Origin of the sequence: Paenibacillus woosongensis (assembly GCF_030122845.1) — a bacterium.
Classification (GTDB): Bacteria; Bacillota; Bacilli; order Paenibacillales; family Paenibacillaceae; genus Fontibacillus; species Fontibacillus woosongensis_A.
The window spans coordinates 487282-504647 of record NZ_CP126084.1 but is presented as its reverse complement, the minus strand read 5'-3'; the positions used below and the strand labels follow the sequence as shown (position 1 = coordinate 504647).

Here is a 17366-nt window from a genome sequence, read left to right as displayed (position 1 = left end):
ATGGAACCTGGTGCTATTTTTACCTATCCTTTTCTCTAGTCCTGTGGACAATATCACAGACTTGCAATTAATATTGCAATATCGTAATATTGCAATATTACGATATTTACGATCTGGAGGTTGCTCATGGACAACAATTTCCAAACTTACGAAGAAGCTGCCGAAATGCTTAAAGCGCTGGCCCACCCGGTTCGCCTCTGCATCGCCCGCGGGCTGCTGAAGCACGGTCCGTGCAATGTGTCATATATGCAGGATTGTCTGGAAATTCCGCAATCCACAGTCTCTCAGCATCTGCAGAAGCTACGGACGAACGGCATCGTGAAGGCGGAACGCCACAGGCATGAAATTCATTACACTATCGAAAATAAACGGGTCAGACAGCTTATCCTTACTTTATTTGGGGAGGAATCATTATGAAAAGAAAAATTATGATCGTCGGCGGCGTAGCAGGCGGCGCCTCGGCAGCTGCCCGGCTTCGCCGGCTGGACGAGGAAGCGCATATTGTGCTGTTCGAACGCGATCCGTATATATCCTTTGCCAATTGCGGGCTGCCTTATTACATCGGCGATACGATCAAAGAGCGCTCGAAGCTGATCGTGCAGACACCGGAGGCGATGCGCCGCCGCTTCAATATTGATGTCCGTACAGGCAGCGAGGTGCTCTCTCTTGATCCGGCTGCCAAGACGGTTAAAGTGCGGAGCGAAGAACACGGGGAATACGTGGAAGCTTACGATGCGGTCATTTTGTCGCCGGGAGCAAAGCCGATTCGGCCAGCGCTGCCAGGGATCGATCATCCGCAAATTTATACCCTGCGCAACATTCCGGATACAGACCGCATCAAGGAGCAGGTGACAGCGGCCAGCAAGCGCTCCGCTGTCGTTATCGGCGGCGGGTTCATCGGCGTCGAGATGGCGGAGAATTTGCGGGAGATCGGACTGGATGTCGCCCTCGTCGAAGCAGGCCCGCAAATTTTGGCACCGTTTGATGCCGAAATGTCGAATATGCTGGCGAAGGAGATGGAGCAGCAGGGCGTCAAGCTGCATCTTGGCGACAGCGTAACAGCCTTCGCCGACGCAGATGGCGAGGTCACAGTGAAGCTGGCCAGCGGCACGGAGCTGCAGGCAGGCCTCGTCATTTTGGCGATCGGCGTAGCACCTGATACCCGCTTCCTGCAGTCCAGCGGTATCGAACTCGGCCCGAAAGGCCATATCCTTGTCAACGAGCATATGCAGACAAATCTGGAGGACGTCTATGCGGTCGGCGACGCGGTGGAGACCATGGACTTCATCAGCGGCTCGAAAACAGCGGTGCCCCTGGCCGGTCCCGCTAACAAGCAGGGCCGAATTGCCGCGGACAACATCTGCGGGCTGGGGACGACATATCATGGAACGCAAGGCACTTCTATTATTAAAGTGTTCAGCCTGACCGGTGCGTCCACCGGCAATAACGAGAAGACGCTGCAGCGTCTCGGAACGCCTTATCATGCGATCTATGTGCATCCAAGCTCGCATGCCACCTATTATCCGGGCGCTTCGCCGCTGACGGTCAAGCTGCTGTTCAGCCCCGAAGGCCGCGTGCTCGGCGCACAGGCTGTCGGCAAAAGCGGTGTAGACAAACGGTTGGACGTTCTTGCCTCAGCTATTCGCTTCAAAGGAAGCGTGGCGGATCTGACCGAGCTCGAGCTGACTTATGCGCCTCCTTATTCGTCCGCGAAGGACCCGGTCAACATGGCCGGCTATGCGGCCGAGAACGTGCTGGCCGGCAAGACGCGCGTATTCCTGCCGAGAGAGCTGGAAGACCGGGATGAGAGCAGCACCTTGCTCGTCGACGTGAGAACGGAAGCCGAGCATGCGCGCGGGCATATTCCGGGCTCCGTCAACATTCCAGTTGATGAGCTGCGCGAACGCCTGGACGAGCTCGATGCGAGCAAGGAAATCTGGGTATACTGCCAAGTCGGCCTTCGCGGCTATACCGCTTCCCGTATCCTGAACCAGCGCGGATTCCGGACCCGGAATCTGACGGGCGGGTATGTGACCTACCAAACATACGCATACAAACCGGGGCAATAACGACTGTCCCCGCAGCTCTAAGCTGTCCTCAACAAAACCAACCCGGCCTTTCCCTCCATCTGCGGAGGCAAGGCCGGGTTGATTGTCCTTTGCCAAGCGAAGCGTTACTTTTGCTTGCCGTCTCTTCTGCCTTTCATCTATAGCTTCTCTTTGTCCTCGGCGTCCAGATACGGCTTGTTCACGTAGTAATACATGAACCCCATGAAGATGACGCCGCCGATCAGGTTGCCGATCGTGACCGGAATCAGGTTGTGCAGCACGCCGGCAAACGAAATTGTAACCGACTGATCCAAGACAAGTGCAATCGCGAAGGTACACATGTTGGCAATGCTGTGCTCATACCCAGAGATGAAGAAGCAGAACACGAACAGCATCATCGCGAACATTTTGGCCCCGTCGCCCTTTAACGACATCGGAATAAAAAAGGCGAGGCAAACGAGCCAGTTACATAGAATAGCCCGGAAGAACAGCTCGGACGTCGGCGTCGTCATTTTGTGCTCAACCACATTAAGCAAAAAGCTGTTTACCGATGAATCCGTGAATAATCCGGTCAAGAAAATCAGAAGCGCAAAGGCCGCAGCTCCCATAATATTGCCTGCATAGCTAAGCACCCACAGCTTGGCCGCCTCCACCCACTTCAACCGTCTCCTCAACGCAGCGAATGAATAATAGAACGTATTCCCCGTGAAGAGGTCCCCTCCGCCATAAGCGATCAGAATAATAGCCGCGCCAAATGTAATCGCAGCCATCGGATAGGTCAGCGGCGACTGCTCCATATAGAAGAAGTTGCCCGTTTTAAAAGCAACAATGACCCCGAACCCGATGAACATGCTGGCGAGCATGGATCTGGCGATGTAATGGAGCGGGTTCTGCTTGTAAATCTTATGCTTCTTGAGCGCCAGCTCCTCCACTTTATATAGCGATTCTGTTTCCATAGCGCCTCCCGAATCATGATATTTACTCATTGTCCATATATCCCGGCCCTTGTCAAGGAAATGACTGGGATGCGCTGATTTTTTGTACGATATCCTTGCTCTCTTATTTACTTTTGGCGGGTAATTGTGCATAATGAGAATAGAGTGTATGATAATGATTATCATTATTGTTGTGTCGGCATCTTAGAATGATATATGATTTACGTTAACATAAGGAGAGTAACGATTATGAATCTATCCGTGCGCAAAGCTTCCCTCCAAGTCGACGACTACTTGGATTTGCTGAATCTGGCCACACGTCTGGGCGACGTGAAATGGCAAAAGGAGATTTTACGCAAGCTGGAGTACATGCGGCATACCATGGCGGAAATGAATCATTAAATATAGAGACCCGAGATACACGGCAAAAAAGGAACTTATTGACATTTTCATCCTGTATCGTGTATATTGGACAGAAATAATCCATAAGAAACAGCTTACGACGGAAGCACCCGTAAGAGCAGGCGCCAGCGCCTATTCTTGCAGGTGCTTTTTTGTCGTTCGCATGACTTGATGGGTAAGGAGATGAAGAAAATTGGTTATTCGTAGCGCCGGAACACGGCGATGGTTGGCTTTGCTGTTCACTGCAACTCTTATCCAGAGCTTTTTCGCCCCCGCGCCTTCTGTCAAGGCAGCTTCCATGGAATTTACCGATTCCGTGAAAACTTCCCTGAATAAAACGGCGGAGGCTGCGGGCGGCAGCACGGAAACGCGCCTGAAGAAGCTGTACAACGACTTAGCGGCTCTCGATAAGCAGCTAACAGCCCAGGAGACCAAGACCAACAGCCTTCGGCTCAGCAATGAGGCCCGGCTTATCCAGACCCGTAAGCAAATCGCTAATATCGACGCGGACAACATCCTCAAGCTGGACAATCAAGCCAAGTCGGCGCGGAGCAAGCTGCAGCCGCTGCTGGATTTGCATAGTTCCCTGAACAAGCAGGCCGCAGCGGTCAAATCGCTGAAGGATAAGAGCCTGCACAAGTCGCTGAAGCAGCAGGCCGACGCAATGAAGCCAGCGATTGACCTTGCCCGGCTCCATATTCGAAACCGGGAAGCAGAGCTAAAGGCCGCTAAGAGCGAGAAGACGAGAAAGACGAAGGAAATACGTTCCGTGCTCTCCCAAATCGACACCGTCAAAATCAAGATAAAAGCGGAGCGAAGCTCGGTCAGCAGCAAAAATAAGAGCATAGCTGCCGAATGGAAAAACTTCAAAACCGCCCTGAAAAATAAAGATGCCGGGAGAGCCTCAGATACACTGACCCGCTTAACCAACCTGTCGAATCAGGTGCTGGCCCATAAACAAAGCATCCACAAGCTGGAAGCTCAAATTTCTGACATTATAGCGAAGGCTGCGGCCAAGATAAACTCAAAGTAAGGAGCGGAGCAGCCGGGCGCCGATCACACAGCATGCTATATTGCCGAGCCCGCCCTGCTCACGCCTGGCAATGCGGCTGATCCTGACACGACAGCAGCTTTGCCCGGTATTCGAACGGCGATATTCCCTCCAGCTCCTTGAACACGCGAGAGAATTGCTTCGCGGTCTCGAAGCCTACAGCCGTGCTGATATCTGCCAGCTTAAGCGTATGGTCGTGCAGCAATTGCTTGGCCTTACGAATTCTTACTTTTTTCAAATACACGACGAAGCTTTCTCCGGTAAACGCTTTGAAAGCCTCGCTGAAATAAGAATAGTTCAAGGACACGTGATTGCTGACGATGGCCATATTCAGGGAGCGATGATAGTTGTCTTCGATATAAGCCACCGCTTCCTTCATATCGCCATGCTCGGAGTGAGCCGAGCGAATGCCCTTGATATACTCGTGCAGGCTGAACAGCAGCTGCTCCAAAGATTTGAAATAATCATGAAAATGGCGGAATCGGCTCATCGTACCGACCTTGCGGTACAGCTTAAGCACCTCCACAGACGCTTCCCCATATACGCGGAACACTTCGTCCAGAACCTGCTCATTGATCCTCTGACTAATGCGCTCGATATAATGAATATCCAGCTCGGCCAGCTGTTCGCTATGGAAAATAGCATGCAGCAAAGGACTGATCTCCTTCTCACGATTCGTTCCCAGAATGTTGCCCAGCTTGCGGATTTCCTCCTCCGGCACGGCATAATTCAGCCGCGGCCCCTGAATGTCCTGATGCCTGATCAACTGGACATGGGGATAAATGAAGGAAAACTGCAATGCCTCCAGCGCTTGGCCATAGCATTTCGGGATATCCTCCAGATGCTCCCCTACCTCGCTTAACCCGAATAGCAGGCCGCTGAGTCCCTTGCCTTCCGCTATTTGCGCCAGCTCGGCGATTTTCTCGCCGGAGCTGCCAATCAGCACGACCCGGCCCTCCCGGTCGTGGAAAGCCGCATTCACTGTGAGGCCCTCTACGAACTGCAGCAGTTCCTCGGCCAGCGCCATCAATTCGCCGCGCTTCATTTCGCGCCCATCCTCGTATTTATAGGCTGCAACGGCAACATTAAAGGGAACCGTATAATTCGCAAAATCAATTTCCCGCTCCAGCTCCTGCCGCTCCTGATCGGCAAGCCCGGTCTGCAGCAGCAGCTCCTGCAAACGGCTGGATTGCAGCTTCCGGCGGTATGACTCTGCTCCAGCGATCGTCTCGGCTAGCCGGGAACGCCGTTCAATGTCCTCCTCGCATTTGCGCAGCGCGACAAACAGCTCATCCCGCCGGATCGGCTTCAGCAAGTATTCCTGCGCCTGATATTTGATGGCGGCCCGCGCATATTCGAAATCCTCGTAGCCGCTTAGAATGATAATGTTGGGCTTAGGGCGCTTCTCCCCTAGCAATCCGGTGTCCGTCTCGCTCAGCTTCTCAATCAAGGCGATTCCATCCATAACCGGCATACGGATATCCGTAATAACAATATCCGCCCCTTCACTGAGGTACAGCGCAAAGGCTTCTTCCCCCTGGGTGGCCATCATGATAGCGTATGAGCCCGGGAATTCGCGCTCAATCATCATTTTTAATCCTAACCGGATATTTTTCTCGTCATCTACGATCAACAGCTTTCTCAATGTCCATCCCCCTCCCTGTTAGCAGCACCTTCGGGATTCTCATCACGACCTTGGCATATTGTCCCTGTACGCTGAAGACCTCCAGACCATAAGGTTTCCCGTAGTAGAGCAATATCCGTTCATGGACGTTTCTGAGACCGATCCCTTCCGTCTTCTCCTCGCTCCGCTCGAAGCCTACCCTTTCCCTTTCCTGTAATCCGACGGCCACAATGCTGGCGTTAATCTGGCTGACAAGAAGTTCATCCATGCCGACTCCGTTATCAGCCACTGTGATGACAACTCCGCTATCCTCCCAATCCCTCACCGTAATCTTAATTTCCCGCTTCTGGCTTCCCCCGTCCGGCCAAGAGTATTTAACGCTATTCTCTACGAGCGGCTGCAGCGACATCTTCAGCACTTCAAGCTCCATAAAATACGGCGGTATGTCCAACGACAATACTACAGGCTCGTCAAAACGGATATTCATAATTTCGATGTAGTTCTCAATATGACGAATTTCGTCCTTCAGTTTGACATATTCCCCCGTCCATTTGAAGTTGTAGCGCATCATCCCGCCCAGAGAAGTCAGCACATCGGAAATCGTCCGCTGATTCTCGATCTCAGCCAGCATCTTGATATTCTCCAGCGTGTTGTACAGAAAATGCGAATCGATCTGGCTGTACAGCGTCCGCAGCTCCGCCTCCTTCGTAATCGCCTGTTTCCGCACACCCTGAGCGATCAGCTCGTTAATCGTTTGCAGCAATTTATTGAAGTGATGCGCCAGCTCCCCGACCTCTCCGCTCTCTTCAAGCCGTGGAGCTGTCGTATTGAGCTCACCCCTGCGCACCTTTTTCATCGCATCCGTCAGTCTTCTTAAGCCTTTTAATATCATCGAATTCAAAAAATATGTAATGATGGAGAGCACGAGAATGAGAATAATGTTGGCGGCGATAATTTGCTTCTTCAATTGCGCGATGTGATTGATCGGCTCTTCCATGGATATCACGTTGATCAAGTGAGCCCCAATCCGTTCTACCGGAGAAGCCGTAATCAAATATGACCGGTCATCCACATTGAACCTGCTGGTCTCCTCGCCGCTTTGCTGCAGCCCGGCAAACTGCCGCTGCACTTCCTTCACGAACGCTTCACTGTCGCTGGATATGCTCCGCCGCTGATCCATGAACAGCTTTCCGCTATCGTCCATGATCATCATCTGGTAATCAACGTCGCCAATGCCTGCAAACGTCTTCGGAGAAAACTCCTTCAGCAGCATTTCGATGCTGATGATGCCGACATGCCTGCCCCCTTCATTGATTTCGCGCAGCAGGGAAATTTTCGGCTGATCGACGTTCGGCTCGGACGTATATCGCTTCATAATGTCCCGGTCGCCGTCCTGGAACACCCACATTTCCGCCCCGCCCAGCGCGCTTGCTTCAGCAAACCAGGCCTCCTTCTCAATCCGTTTCTCCTGGAACACAATCGGCCATATTTCCTGAATCAGGGGGTTGTTGCCGAACAGCCGCCAATGGAGAATACTGGGATTATTAAATTGAATCCGGCTGAAATCGGCAAAAGTTCCCCGCGAAAGCTCCAACAGTTCGATCGTTCCCGGCTCCTCGCTCAGGGTTAAATAATCGATCAATTCCTGATCCAGTCTCGTAATCTGCGCTGCGGAGTCCATCACCTCAATCTGCTTCTGGATATGGAATTTCTCCAGCTCCAGCATAAATTGACTCTGCTTCACCGCATCCCGGGTATACGTCTTGCTGATTTCATTGAAGAAATAATTGGAGATAATGATGCTCGGTATCAAAATAATGACGATATATGCGGTGACCAGACGGCTCTGCATCGATCTGCGCTTAAGCCAGAATAGAACCGGCTGCAAAGCCGACATCATACGCTGCTTCATCCTCTGCACTTCCTGTTCTGCGCGGAAATACGCTATATAAAATCACTGTCGCATTCACCAAACTGTCGGTACACTGAAATGCTTACATCAAGACGACATTCACCAAACTGTCGGTACACTAAATGGAATTCTTGTAACTAAATTCACCCTAAGCGAAGATTTCAGGGGATTAGATGGATTTCACGCACCTAAAATCAAGAATCCAGCCCATGATTGGCCATTCCTCTGTTTCTAACGACATGAAATCCATTTAAAACTACCTTCCCTTCTCTATTGCAAAAACTAACTACTACAAATCCATTTATATAAATGGAATTTTATCAAAAAGCTATAATCCTTGAAAATACGGCCAAAGGGGCCCCCATTCGGCCAAGACCGAAATGGGGTACCCCGTAGCAAAACAAGCTATTCACCTATTGAATAAATTCGGCAAGCTTCTTCACATTCTCTTCGAACTTCTGCTGCTTGTATGCCTGAACCTTAGCAAAGCCAAGCTCGTCGCGCTTCTTCAAGTAAGCCTCCCAGATTTGATCGAACTCGTCATCCGATTTGGCCAACAGCAGTTTAGGCAATACCCTGCCCCATTCCTGCAAAATTTTCGTATTCATAATGCCTTCGTCGGAATTGCCGACCGGATCGATCTGATCGTATTGCGAGAGGCTCACCGTCTTACCGCGAGTCCAGTCTTCCATTTGCTTGAACGGTTCAACCGCCGGCGGCGCCCAGGCCGGAGTCATGTTCGTATCCATCAGCATCCAGAACGTATGGGAAGCGCCATACTTCTTATCGAACGCGCTGCGGTCGCTGTTCAGCAATTCCTCGACTTCCGGCAGGAACTGATCCTTGCCATCGATCGTATCCCAGGTTACGCCTTGCTTCCCGAGGAAGGTATCCCGCTGGCCTTCTTCCGAAATCATGTAATCAAGGAAACGGATGGCCCGGGCTTTGTCCTTCACGTTCTTGGAAATTAAAGTGACCGTCCAGCCGGAAATCGATGGCCCCGCCAGCGTTGGCTGATCCAGGTTGGAGTTCGCCGGACCGTCTACCGCAATATATACGGAATTCGGATCCTCAGCATACAATGCGTTTTGCTGGGCCGCTAAATCTGACCGCGAGTACAGCATTGCAAAGTAACGGCCTTGAGCGATTTTCTCCTCCATTTGCGGACGCTTATCGATGAAGACATCCTTAGCCAGCAATCCCATTTCATTGGCTTTGCGTATCGTCTTCAGCCATTTTACGAAATCAGGATCGGTGAATCTGTCGTTCAGCTTGCCATCCTTCTCATGAGGCACCGCCAGGAAATTCTGAATGTAATGCTCGAAAGACGCGTTACCCTTCTCGTGGAAATCGTACATGCCCAGCGGAATCAGCGGCTGCCCGTTAATGCTCGGGAACATTTTCTTGGCATCATCAAGCGCCTTTAGAAATCCTTCCGGCGTCCGCATATCCGGGCTGCCCAGCGCTTCATACATATCCTTGCGCACCAGGAATGTCTGCGTCGAAGTCAGATTATCTCCGAACTTCTTATAGTCCTCAGGCGAGGAGGATGAGTTCGGGTATCCATAAATATTGCCGTCCTCCTGCGTATACCACGAAACCTTCGCCGGGTCCGTTACCTTATAGAAATAAGGATCATATTGATCGGCCAGCTCATTGAGCGGCAGCACCAGGCCGCCCTCGATCATCTGCTTGACAGCGTCTTCATACCAGCCCAGCGTAATAAAGTCCGGAAGGTTGCCGGAAGCGATCATCGTATTCATTTTCTCCGCCTCATTACCAGCCGGAACGATGAAGTTTATGTTAACCCCCGTCTTCTCCGTCACGTATTGACTCGTAATATCTACGCCCCATTTGTTCGGGAACCAGGAAAAGTTAATATACCAATCAAATGTAATCGGCGACGTATCTACTTTCCAGCCCGGATCATTTTCCGTCAATTTCACTTCCTCGGCCGGCTGCTCACCATTCGGCTGCTCAGCGCCGTTCCCGTTCTTGCTTCCGCCTCCGCTGGAGCATGCTGTCGACAAAACTAGCAGCAGCGCGCAGAGAAGCATTGCAAAACTCTTTGTCTTAGGCTTCGCCATCATGCAAGATTACCCCTTTTCTTCATTGAAATAAGTATAATATGACTCTCGCTAACGGATCACTATAATTTAGCAAGAGGGACTACCACTTGGAAGCGGAAGGCTTCTGACATCCGTATGCTGCCTCCCTCGTTCGGCCCTACCCTTTGATCGAACCAATCATCATCCCCTTAACAAAATAGCGCTGCAGGAATGGATAGACAAAAACGATCGGCATCGTGGTGACGACCATCGTCGCCAGCTTAAGGGATTGCGATGTTACGGTTTTGCCAATGCCGCCCGGGATTTGAGCCACCATCTGATTTGAGCTCGACTGGGCCACGACCCGGTATAAATAGGTCTGAATCGGCTGCAAATCCATGTTGTTCATGTAAATCACTCCGGTGAAGTAATCATTCCATTGATACACGCCGTGGAACAGCGAGATTGTAGCGATGACCGGCATCGACACCGGAATGATAATTCGGACAAAAATCGACCAATCGTTGGCCCCGTCGATTTCCGCCGCTTCCTCCAGCCCATCCGGAATTTCCCGGAAGAAGGTCATGAAGATGATGAGATCAAAGAAACTGAACATAACCGGAATAATATATACGAGAAAATTGTCCAGCAGGTGTAAATCCTTCATCAGCAAGTAGGTAGGTATCAATCCCCCGCCAAAAAACAGCGTTACCGTACCGATAAAAATATAAATCTTGCCCCCGATCAGCTCCCGCCTGGAGAAGGCATAAGCGACCATCGCCGTAAAAAATACGTGGAGGACCGTCCCCAGCAGCGTCTTGGCAACCGTAACGCCCATCGCCGTCATAATGCCGGAATTCCGGAAGACGCCCATATAATTTTCAAAGCTGAATATCCGGGGCCACCAATAAATTCCGCCGCGCATGCCGTCCACGCCCTCGTTCAGCGAGTTTACGACGACATACCAGATCGGGTATAAAGTTACGAAGCATATCAACAGCATTCCAATATTATTCAACAGGTCGAAGAGGGCTTCTCCCTTGGTCTTTCGATTGAGACTCAGCATGTCCGCTCGGCTCCTTCTCTAGAAGAGTGATGTATTATTCAGCTTCTTGGTTACGCTGTTCGCGATCAGCAGCAGGATCAGGGCTATCACCGATTTGAACAGACCAACCGCAGTGGAGTAGGAAAAGCGTCCGGACAGCATCCCTGTCTGGTACACATAAATATCGATGACATTGCTGGCACTCTCGTTGAGAGCGTTGCGCAGCACCAGAATTTGATCGAAATTGGAATTCAGGACACCGCTGACAGCCAGAATGAACAGGATCGAAATCGTTCCCTTGATCGATGGCAGCGTGACGTACCACATTTTCTGAAATCTTCCCGCCCCGTCAATCGTAGCGGCTTCATACAAATCGGGCGATACGCTGGAGATAGCTGCCAGATAAATAATCGCTGACCAGCCCAGCTCCTTCCAGATATCGGACGTAATGATGATTCCCCAGAAATAGTCCGGCTCGGCAAGATAGGAAATCGGTTCTTTAATCAGGTTGAGCGCCAACAATATATTGTTGATGATTCCCACGTCCGCCAGCCAAGTCGTCAATATCCCGCCGAGAACGACCCAGGACAGGAAGTGCGGCAAGTAAGATATCGTCTGGATCGCCTTCTTATAGCGAAGCGAGCGTATTTCATTCAGAAATAAGGCGAAGATGATCGGCAGCGGAAAACCGATGATCAGCTTGATCAGGCTGATACCCAGCGTGTTCTTCATGACGTTCACGAAATTATCGTCCTCGAAGAAGGCTTTAAAATGCTCAAACCCTACCCAGGGCGCCTCGGCAATGGTTCTGATAATCCTGTAATCCTTAAAAGCGATAATGATTCCGTACATCGGTACGTAGTTGAATAGAATGATCCAGGCGATGCCCAGCAGAGCCATCACTTGAATATGCCTTTGCCTGTGCAGCTTCCTCAGCCAGTGGCGGCGAGGCGGCTCGGGGCGCATATTCTCCATCTTTGACAATGCGGCTGACTCGGCACTCTGCTCTAGTTCCATAGTTTGACCTCCAAGCTGTTCGTTTCGTTCCTATGCGTATCCATGAAAGCATTTTCATCCATTTGAGTTTATTGTACGATCTATCCCCTTAGGCCGTAAGGCTTCAGATTTCGTTTGAGGGGCCCCAAATTTCGGCCGCAAAAAAGCAAAATCCCCCTTACAGCAGCTGGCGAATGATCGCCAGGCCCCGCAAAGAGGGATTTGAGTTCTATCTACTCATTACTTTCGATGACATAAGTGATGATGGAGTGCGGCTCAAGCCGTGCCTCCAGCACCTCAGATCCCAGACCAAGCGTAAAGCTCCGCAGCTCCTCGCTTTCATTCATGACAACAACAGCAAGCGTCCCATCCGGATTGGCAAACGCCGTGGAGAGCACGCCTGCTGTCCGCGACTCCAAGCCGATGCGTTCCGCTCCCGGAGCGATGAATTTGCTGAAATGACCGATGTAATAATAGGAGCTGTTATAATGGAGCGTATTTGTAACCGTGTCGGCAATGATCGGTGCATCGCACAGATTGTTCACATGGTTCGGTCCGCCCGTCTCATCCAGCACGATATTCCAGTCAAGATAGCCTTCCGTCCAGTTATTCAAATCCCCAATCATGTTCCTGCCATAGCGTTCACCGGTGAACCATTCCCCCAGTTTCACGCCGCCCTCCTGGCAGCCTTCCGTGAAGAGGAGGCCTTTGTCCGGGAACAAATCATGCACTTTGCCGACATTGTCGAAGTCTTCACTCACATACCAGTGAAAGCCCGTTCCCCAGACGTACTTCGCCGCCTCTGGATCGGACAGCACCACACTTGCGCGCTCCACCATAATATCCCGGTTGTGATCCCAAATGAGAATGTTCACGTCCTGCATACCGGCAGCATGCATCGCCGGACCCAAATGATCCTTAATGAAATCCCGCTCCTCCTCGGCGCTATAAATGCAGGAATCCCAGGTCTGAACCGCCGCCGGCTCGTTCTGGACCGTGATTCCCCAGATCGGCACGCCCTCCGCGCGGTACGCTTCGATAAATTTCGTATAGTAACGCGCCCATGCCTCGCGGTATTCCGGCTTAAGCGCTCCTCCATGATTCATATCCCCGTTCGTCTTCATCCAGGCTGGCGGACTCCATGGCGAGGCCAGCATCATAATATCCCCGCCTCGGGTGCGGGCCGCATCCTTAACCAGAGGAAGAACCCATTTACGATCCCTGGCAATGTCAAACGTCTTCAGCTCGGTATCGTAATCCTCCACGTAAGTGTAGTTCTCCAGAGCGAAGTCACAGCTATGGATATGCACACGGCCGATCGTGTAACCGATCCCCTCCTGCGGATCATAATAGCTGCGGATGACCTCCTCCCGTTTATCCGGGCTCATGCGGGACAGCGTATAAGCGGCTGCCTCCGTAAATGCCCCGCCAAATCCGAGGATCCGCTGGTAACGCAAGCCCGGCTGAAGCTCCAAATCGGCACTCTGTCCCTCAGCCCTTAGCTGAAATGACACCTTGCCCTGCTCCTTGAGGCGTTCATTCGTTTGCTTGGATGTCACAATGCATTTTGCTTGTCTGGCCATGTCCTACCCACTCCTTGTTTAGTATCATGGAGAAAAGCGCCTACTCCAGGGATAGGGGGCCCTTTCGTATGCGCTTTCACCCTTTAAGCTTAAAAACTTGCTTAAATCTTAAAATGAAGCGAATTATCCCGTCAAACCAATACAAAATTTAGTGACCTTACACGAAATTTCGGTCCGTCCGGGAGCTGTAACATGGCCCTGCCCCTTTTAAATGTCCAAAGGGATTGAAAAAATTCGACAAAAAGCACCGTTTTCCCTGATTTTCATATATGCTATCCATTGATTTCCTGCACCTTCCGCAATATGATATTTTTAAGGCATAATCCAATATGCTTATTCCATAAGTCCTACATAATTCGCGGTCAACTTGAGGGGGCTAATATATTGAGTCATTCCGGTATCGAATCACTGATCGATTCGGCCACACTGCTGAGATCTATTGATAAGATGGGGATCGGCCTAGCCATCACCGATCCTAATTTAAAGGACAACCCGCTCGTCTACGTCAATCAGGGCTTTGAAATGATTACCGGATACACTCGCGAAGAAGTGCTCATGCGAAATAGCCGGTTTCTGCAAGGCGAAGAGACGGATGAAGCCCATTTAGAGGTTATCCGGCAGGCGATCAAGGAAGGCCGGACCGATACTGTGACGATTAAAAACTACAGAAAAGACGGAAGCACGTTCTGGAACCAGTTCATTATTTGCCCTGTCATTAACTCGGAGGGCGAGCCAACCTATTTCATCGGCCTGCAATTCGATGTTACCAAGGAAATGGAAGAACGGGACGCCTCCGAGCAAAGAATCAAAATGCTCTCTTATTTCGATCCTCTCACCGGACTGCTGAACAATAACGGCTTCCGGGAAGCGATGAAGAAAGAATTCCAGGCGCCGGAAATGAATGTCCGCACCGCCGCCGTCATTCGCTTGAACCTGAACCGGTTCCGTTACATCAATGAAAGCTACGGCGAAGGCACTGGCAACGAGCTGCTCAAGGAAGTAGCGCGGAGACTCAAGAGTACCTTGGCTGAGGGAACGCCGATTTGCCGCAGCTTTGCAGATGATTTTATCGTCCTGCTCTCCGGCATCGACGATCCATTGCAGGTTCATGAGACCGCAATTGAGTTGAACGACGTCCTAAGACGGCCGTATATTCTCTCCGATGACGAAATCACGCTAGGATTCGGGATGGGAATCAGCCTCTACCCCGATGACGGCTGCGAGTCGGCCGTTCTGCTCAAGCATGCCGAGCTCGCGATGAAGGAAGCCAAAATTGAGGTACTCAACGGACCGCACTATTTCGATTACTACCTGCTGGATAAACTGCTGGAGCGGGTCAATATCGAGAAAAAGCTGCCGCGGGCCCTCACCGAAGGAGAATTCGAGCTCCATTATCAGCCAAAAATCGACGCAGCTACTAGAGCGCTTACCGGACTAGAGGCCTTGATCCGCTGGAATGATCCCGAGCTGGGGCGCATTTCACCTGCCTCGTTTATTCCGATCGCCGAAGATACCGGCTTTATCGTGCAATTGGGAGAATGGGTGCTGTGGGAGGCTTGCCGCACGAATAAAAAATGGCAGGATGCCGGATACCCGAAACTTCCGATCTCGGTGAACGTCTCTGCGGTCCAGTTCCGGCACCCCCAATTTGTACATATGGTCAAGCATGTACTGGAGCAGACTGGACTAGACCCGAAATATTTGGAACTGGAGCTGACGGAATCGCTCATCAATAATCCGATGATGATTAAAGAAAAGCTCGATTCTCTCAAGGAAAAAGGCATTAGCCTGTCGCTAGACGACTTTGGTACGGGCTATTCCTCCATTTACTATTTGAAGACATTGCCTTTACAGGTGCTCAAGATCGATCGGACATTCATCCAGGAAACCCCCTCCTCCCAGCGGGACAGCTCGCTGCTCCGTTCGATCATCGAGCTGGGCAAATCTTTAGGTATGACCGTGCTGGCGGAAGGCGTTGAGACCGAGGAGCAGTTCAAATTCCTGCAGGAAATCGGCTGCGATCAAATTCAAGGCTTTTATTACAGCCGGCCGCTGGATGAACAGGCTGCCGAACAGCTGCTAAGAACGGCAACCTGCAAGGAAGACCTGGTGCTTCATGAATCAACATGCAAATAAACGCCTGAAAGGCTTAGACGGCTTATTGCGAAATCGTACGAGCGATTTTAGCAATAAGCCTTTTTTGCGTCGTTTGCCCGCGCCGCCGCTTACCATACTTTCAGCAAACATTCAGTTTGGATTAAGCTTTGTTTCATTTACGCTCTGTAAACTATTCTTGAAGTTGTCTAATTTTAGGATCTACATAACTTTAAAGAAAGTTGGAATGGCGTGATGAAGAAAAAATGGCTATGGCCCGGCCTTGGAGCAGCTGCCATCCTGATCATTGCATCCGTGCTTTACATCATATTGGCGAAAGACAAGCAGGCCCAGCAACCCGTTATGGAACAGAGCACAGCCCGGGTTGCCAAAGGAGATATTCTCGTCAGCGTCTCGGGAGCCGGCAGCATTATTTCCACGGAAGAAGAGACGGTACGTACAAAAGACGAAGGCGTCGTTGCCGAAGTGAAGGTCAAGGAGGGCGATGTCGTCCAAAAGGGACAGACGCTGCTAACCTTTGAGGACAATGATCTCAGCGGCAGCATTGCCGCCAAGGAGTCCTCCCTGGAAAACGAGCAGCTGAATCTGGAGGAATTGCAGGACAAGTACAAACGTGAAGTATACGACGGAGGAACCGAAGAGTCGCTCGCCTCTATCAAGTTGTCCATCACCAAACAGGAGAAAAACATCCAGACGATTAAGGATGAGATCGCCTCGCTAAAAGAAGATATGATCGCCCCAGACCCGTTAACTGCACCGATCGACGGAACGATAACGGCGGTCCATATTTCTTCCGGCGAGCGGGCAAAGGAAGGGAATGAACTCTTCACCCTTATTGATTATCAAGCGCTAAGCGCGACCGTCAGCATCGATGAGCTGGATATCCCCAAGGTGCAAACAGACATGCGGGCCGAGGTCAAGCTGGATGCTATCCCTAACCAGACCTTTGCGGGCGTCGTTACCGGCATTGCCAACGAAGGAAAAGCGTCCGGCGGGGTGTCGCTGTTTGATGTAACCGTGAAGCTGGACAAGTCCGAAGGCATCCGCGCAGGGATGTCGGCGGAGGTCACAATTATTCTGGAAGAGAAAACGGATGTGCTGACCTTGCCTATCGAGGCTGTGCAGAAGGTCGGAGAGGACGATATGGTCATCCTTCCTTCCGCTGTCAAGACGGCTTCCAGCCTAGAAGCGCCGGCTAGTACGGGGCGGAGCAAGCCGAATCCGAATGTATCGTCACCTGAACCAGAGCAGCAGGAACAGCAAGGACCACAAGGACAGCAGGGGCAGCAGAGGCAGCAAGCGCAGCAAGGAAGCAGCGGGAACCCGGCAGGAGGACTGATGCAGAAGGTCGAGGTCGGAGTTCATGACGAGACACGCATCGAAATTGTGAACGGGCTGCAGGAAGGCGATGAGGTCGTCATTCCAACGGTCCGAAGATCCGCTTCCTCCAACAATCAAGCTGGACAGCAAATGATGCCTGGCGGCAGCATGCCGGGTGCAGGCTTCGGCGGAATGGGCGGAGGTACGGGCGGCGTCATACCTGGCGGCGGCGCGTCCGGCGGCGGAGGAGCTATGCGCAGAAGCGGAGGCGGCTTCCAATGACATTG

The 17366-nt window shown here is 51.5% G+C and carries 13 protein-coding genes; 6 read left to right on the top strand and 7 right to left on the bottom strand.

Translation table 11 applies throughout. From position 1 onward, the window contains the following. Positions 1-126 precede the first annotated feature (126 nt). Both QNH46_RS02295 and QNH46_RS02290 read left to right on the top strand, forming a co-directional pair. Complete coding sequence (locus QNH46_RS02295) at positions 127-417, top strand: ArsR/SmtB family transcription factor (RefSeq protein ID WP_283926738.1); 291 nt, start codon at positions 127-129, stop codon at positions 415-417. Further along, positions 414-2069 carry an FAD-dependent oxidoreductase gene (locus QNH46_RS02290; RefSeq protein ID WP_283926737.1) on the top strand — a complete coding sequence of 552 codons (1656 nt, stop codon included), beginning with the start codon at positions 414-416 and terminating at the stop codon, positions 2067-2069. The genes QNH46_RS02295 and QNH46_RS02290 overlap by 4 nt, the downstream gene beginning before the upstream one ends. 137 nt (positions 2070-2206) lie before the next feature. Here QNH46_RS02290 and QNH46_RS02285 read toward each other — a convergent pair whose 3' ends face one another. Further along, on the bottom strand, positions 2207-3004 hold the full coding sequence (locus QNH46_RS02285; RefSeq protein ID WP_283928324.1) for a formate/nitrite transporter family protein: 798 nt from the start codon (positions 3002-3004) through the stop codon (positions 2207-2209). Positions 3005-3232: 228 nt separating this feature from the next. Here QNH46_RS02285 and QNH46_RS02280 point away from each other — a divergent pair, with 228 nt between their 5' ends. Both QNH46_RS02280 and QNH46_RS02275 read left to right on the top strand, forming a co-directional pair. After that, positions 3233-3385 (top strand): hypothetical protein, encoded by a 153-nt coding sequence (locus QNH46_RS02280; RefSeq protein WP_283926736.1) that lies wholly within the window; start codon positions 3233-3235, stop codon positions 3383-3385. Between the two features lie 193 nt (positions 3386-3578). Beyond that, positions 3579-4418, top strand: coding sequence for a hypothetical protein (locus QNH46_RS02275; protein WP_283926735.1), 840 nt, complete (start codon positions 3579-3581; stop codon positions 4416-4418). A 58-nt stretch (positions 4419-4476) separates the two neighbouring features. Here the strand turns inward: QNH46_RS02275 and QNH46_RS02270 are convergent, their stop codons facing one another. The 6 genes from QNH46_RS02270 to QNH46_RS02245 all read right to left on the bottom strand — a co-directional run bounded on the left by QNH46_RS02270 (position 4477) and on the right by QNH46_RS02245 (position 13644). Next, a complete protein-coding gene (locus QNH46_RS02270; protein ID WP_283926734.1) occupies positions 4477-6081 on the bottom strand; it encodes a response regulator in 1605 nt (534 codons plus the stop codon). Then, positions 6056-7972 (bottom strand): cache domain-containing sensor histidine kinase, encoded by a 1917-nt coding sequence (locus QNH46_RS02265; protein ID WP_283926733.1) that lies wholly within the window; start codon positions 7970-7972, stop codon positions 6056-6058. Before QNH46_RS02265 ends, QNH46_RS02270 begins: the two co-directional genes overlap by 26 nt. A 413-nt stretch (positions 7973-8385) precedes the next feature. Then, a complete protein-coding gene (locus QNH46_RS02260; RefSeq protein WP_283928323.1) occupies positions 8386-10059 on the bottom strand; it encodes an extracellular solute-binding protein in 1674 nt (557 codons plus the stop codon). 139 nt (positions 10060-10198) lie between these two features. Further along, a complete protein-coding gene (locus QNH46_RS02255; RefSeq protein WP_283926732.1) occupies positions 10199-11086 on the bottom strand; it encodes a carbohydrate ABC transporter permease in 888 nt (295 codons plus the stop codon). Between the two features lie 18 nt (positions 11087-11104). Beyond that, the gene (locus QNH46_RS02250) at positions 11105-12040 is read right to left on the bottom strand and encodes an ABC transporter permease (RefSeq protein WP_283928322.1); all 936 of its coding nucleotides are present in this window, start codon (positions 12038-12040) and stop codon (positions 11105-11107) included. A 254-nt stretch (positions 12041-12294) separates the two neighbouring features. Then, complete coding sequence (locus QNH46_RS02245) at positions 12295-13644, bottom strand: glycoside hydrolase family 30 protein (RefSeq protein ID WP_283926731.1); 1350 nt, start codon at positions 13642-13644, stop codon at positions 12295-12297. A gap of 384 nt (positions 13645-14028) precedes the next feature. On the opposite strand from QNH46_RS02245, the gene QNH46_RS02240 reads away from it, so the two are divergent. Both QNH46_RS02240 and QNH46_RS02235 read left to right on the top strand, forming a co-directional pair. Further along, complete coding sequence (locus QNH46_RS02240; protein WP_283926730.1) at positions 14029-15780, top strand: putative bifunctional diguanylate cyclase/phosphodiesterase; 1752 nt, start codon at positions 14029-14031, stop codon at positions 15778-15780. Between the two features lie 213 nt (positions 15781-15993). Continuing rightward, positions 15994-17361, top strand: coding sequence for an efflux RND transporter periplasmic adaptor subunit (locus QNH46_RS02235; protein WP_283926729.1), 1368 nt, complete (start codon positions 15994-15996; stop codon positions 17359-17361). Positions 17362-17366: the final 5 nt, after the last annotated feature.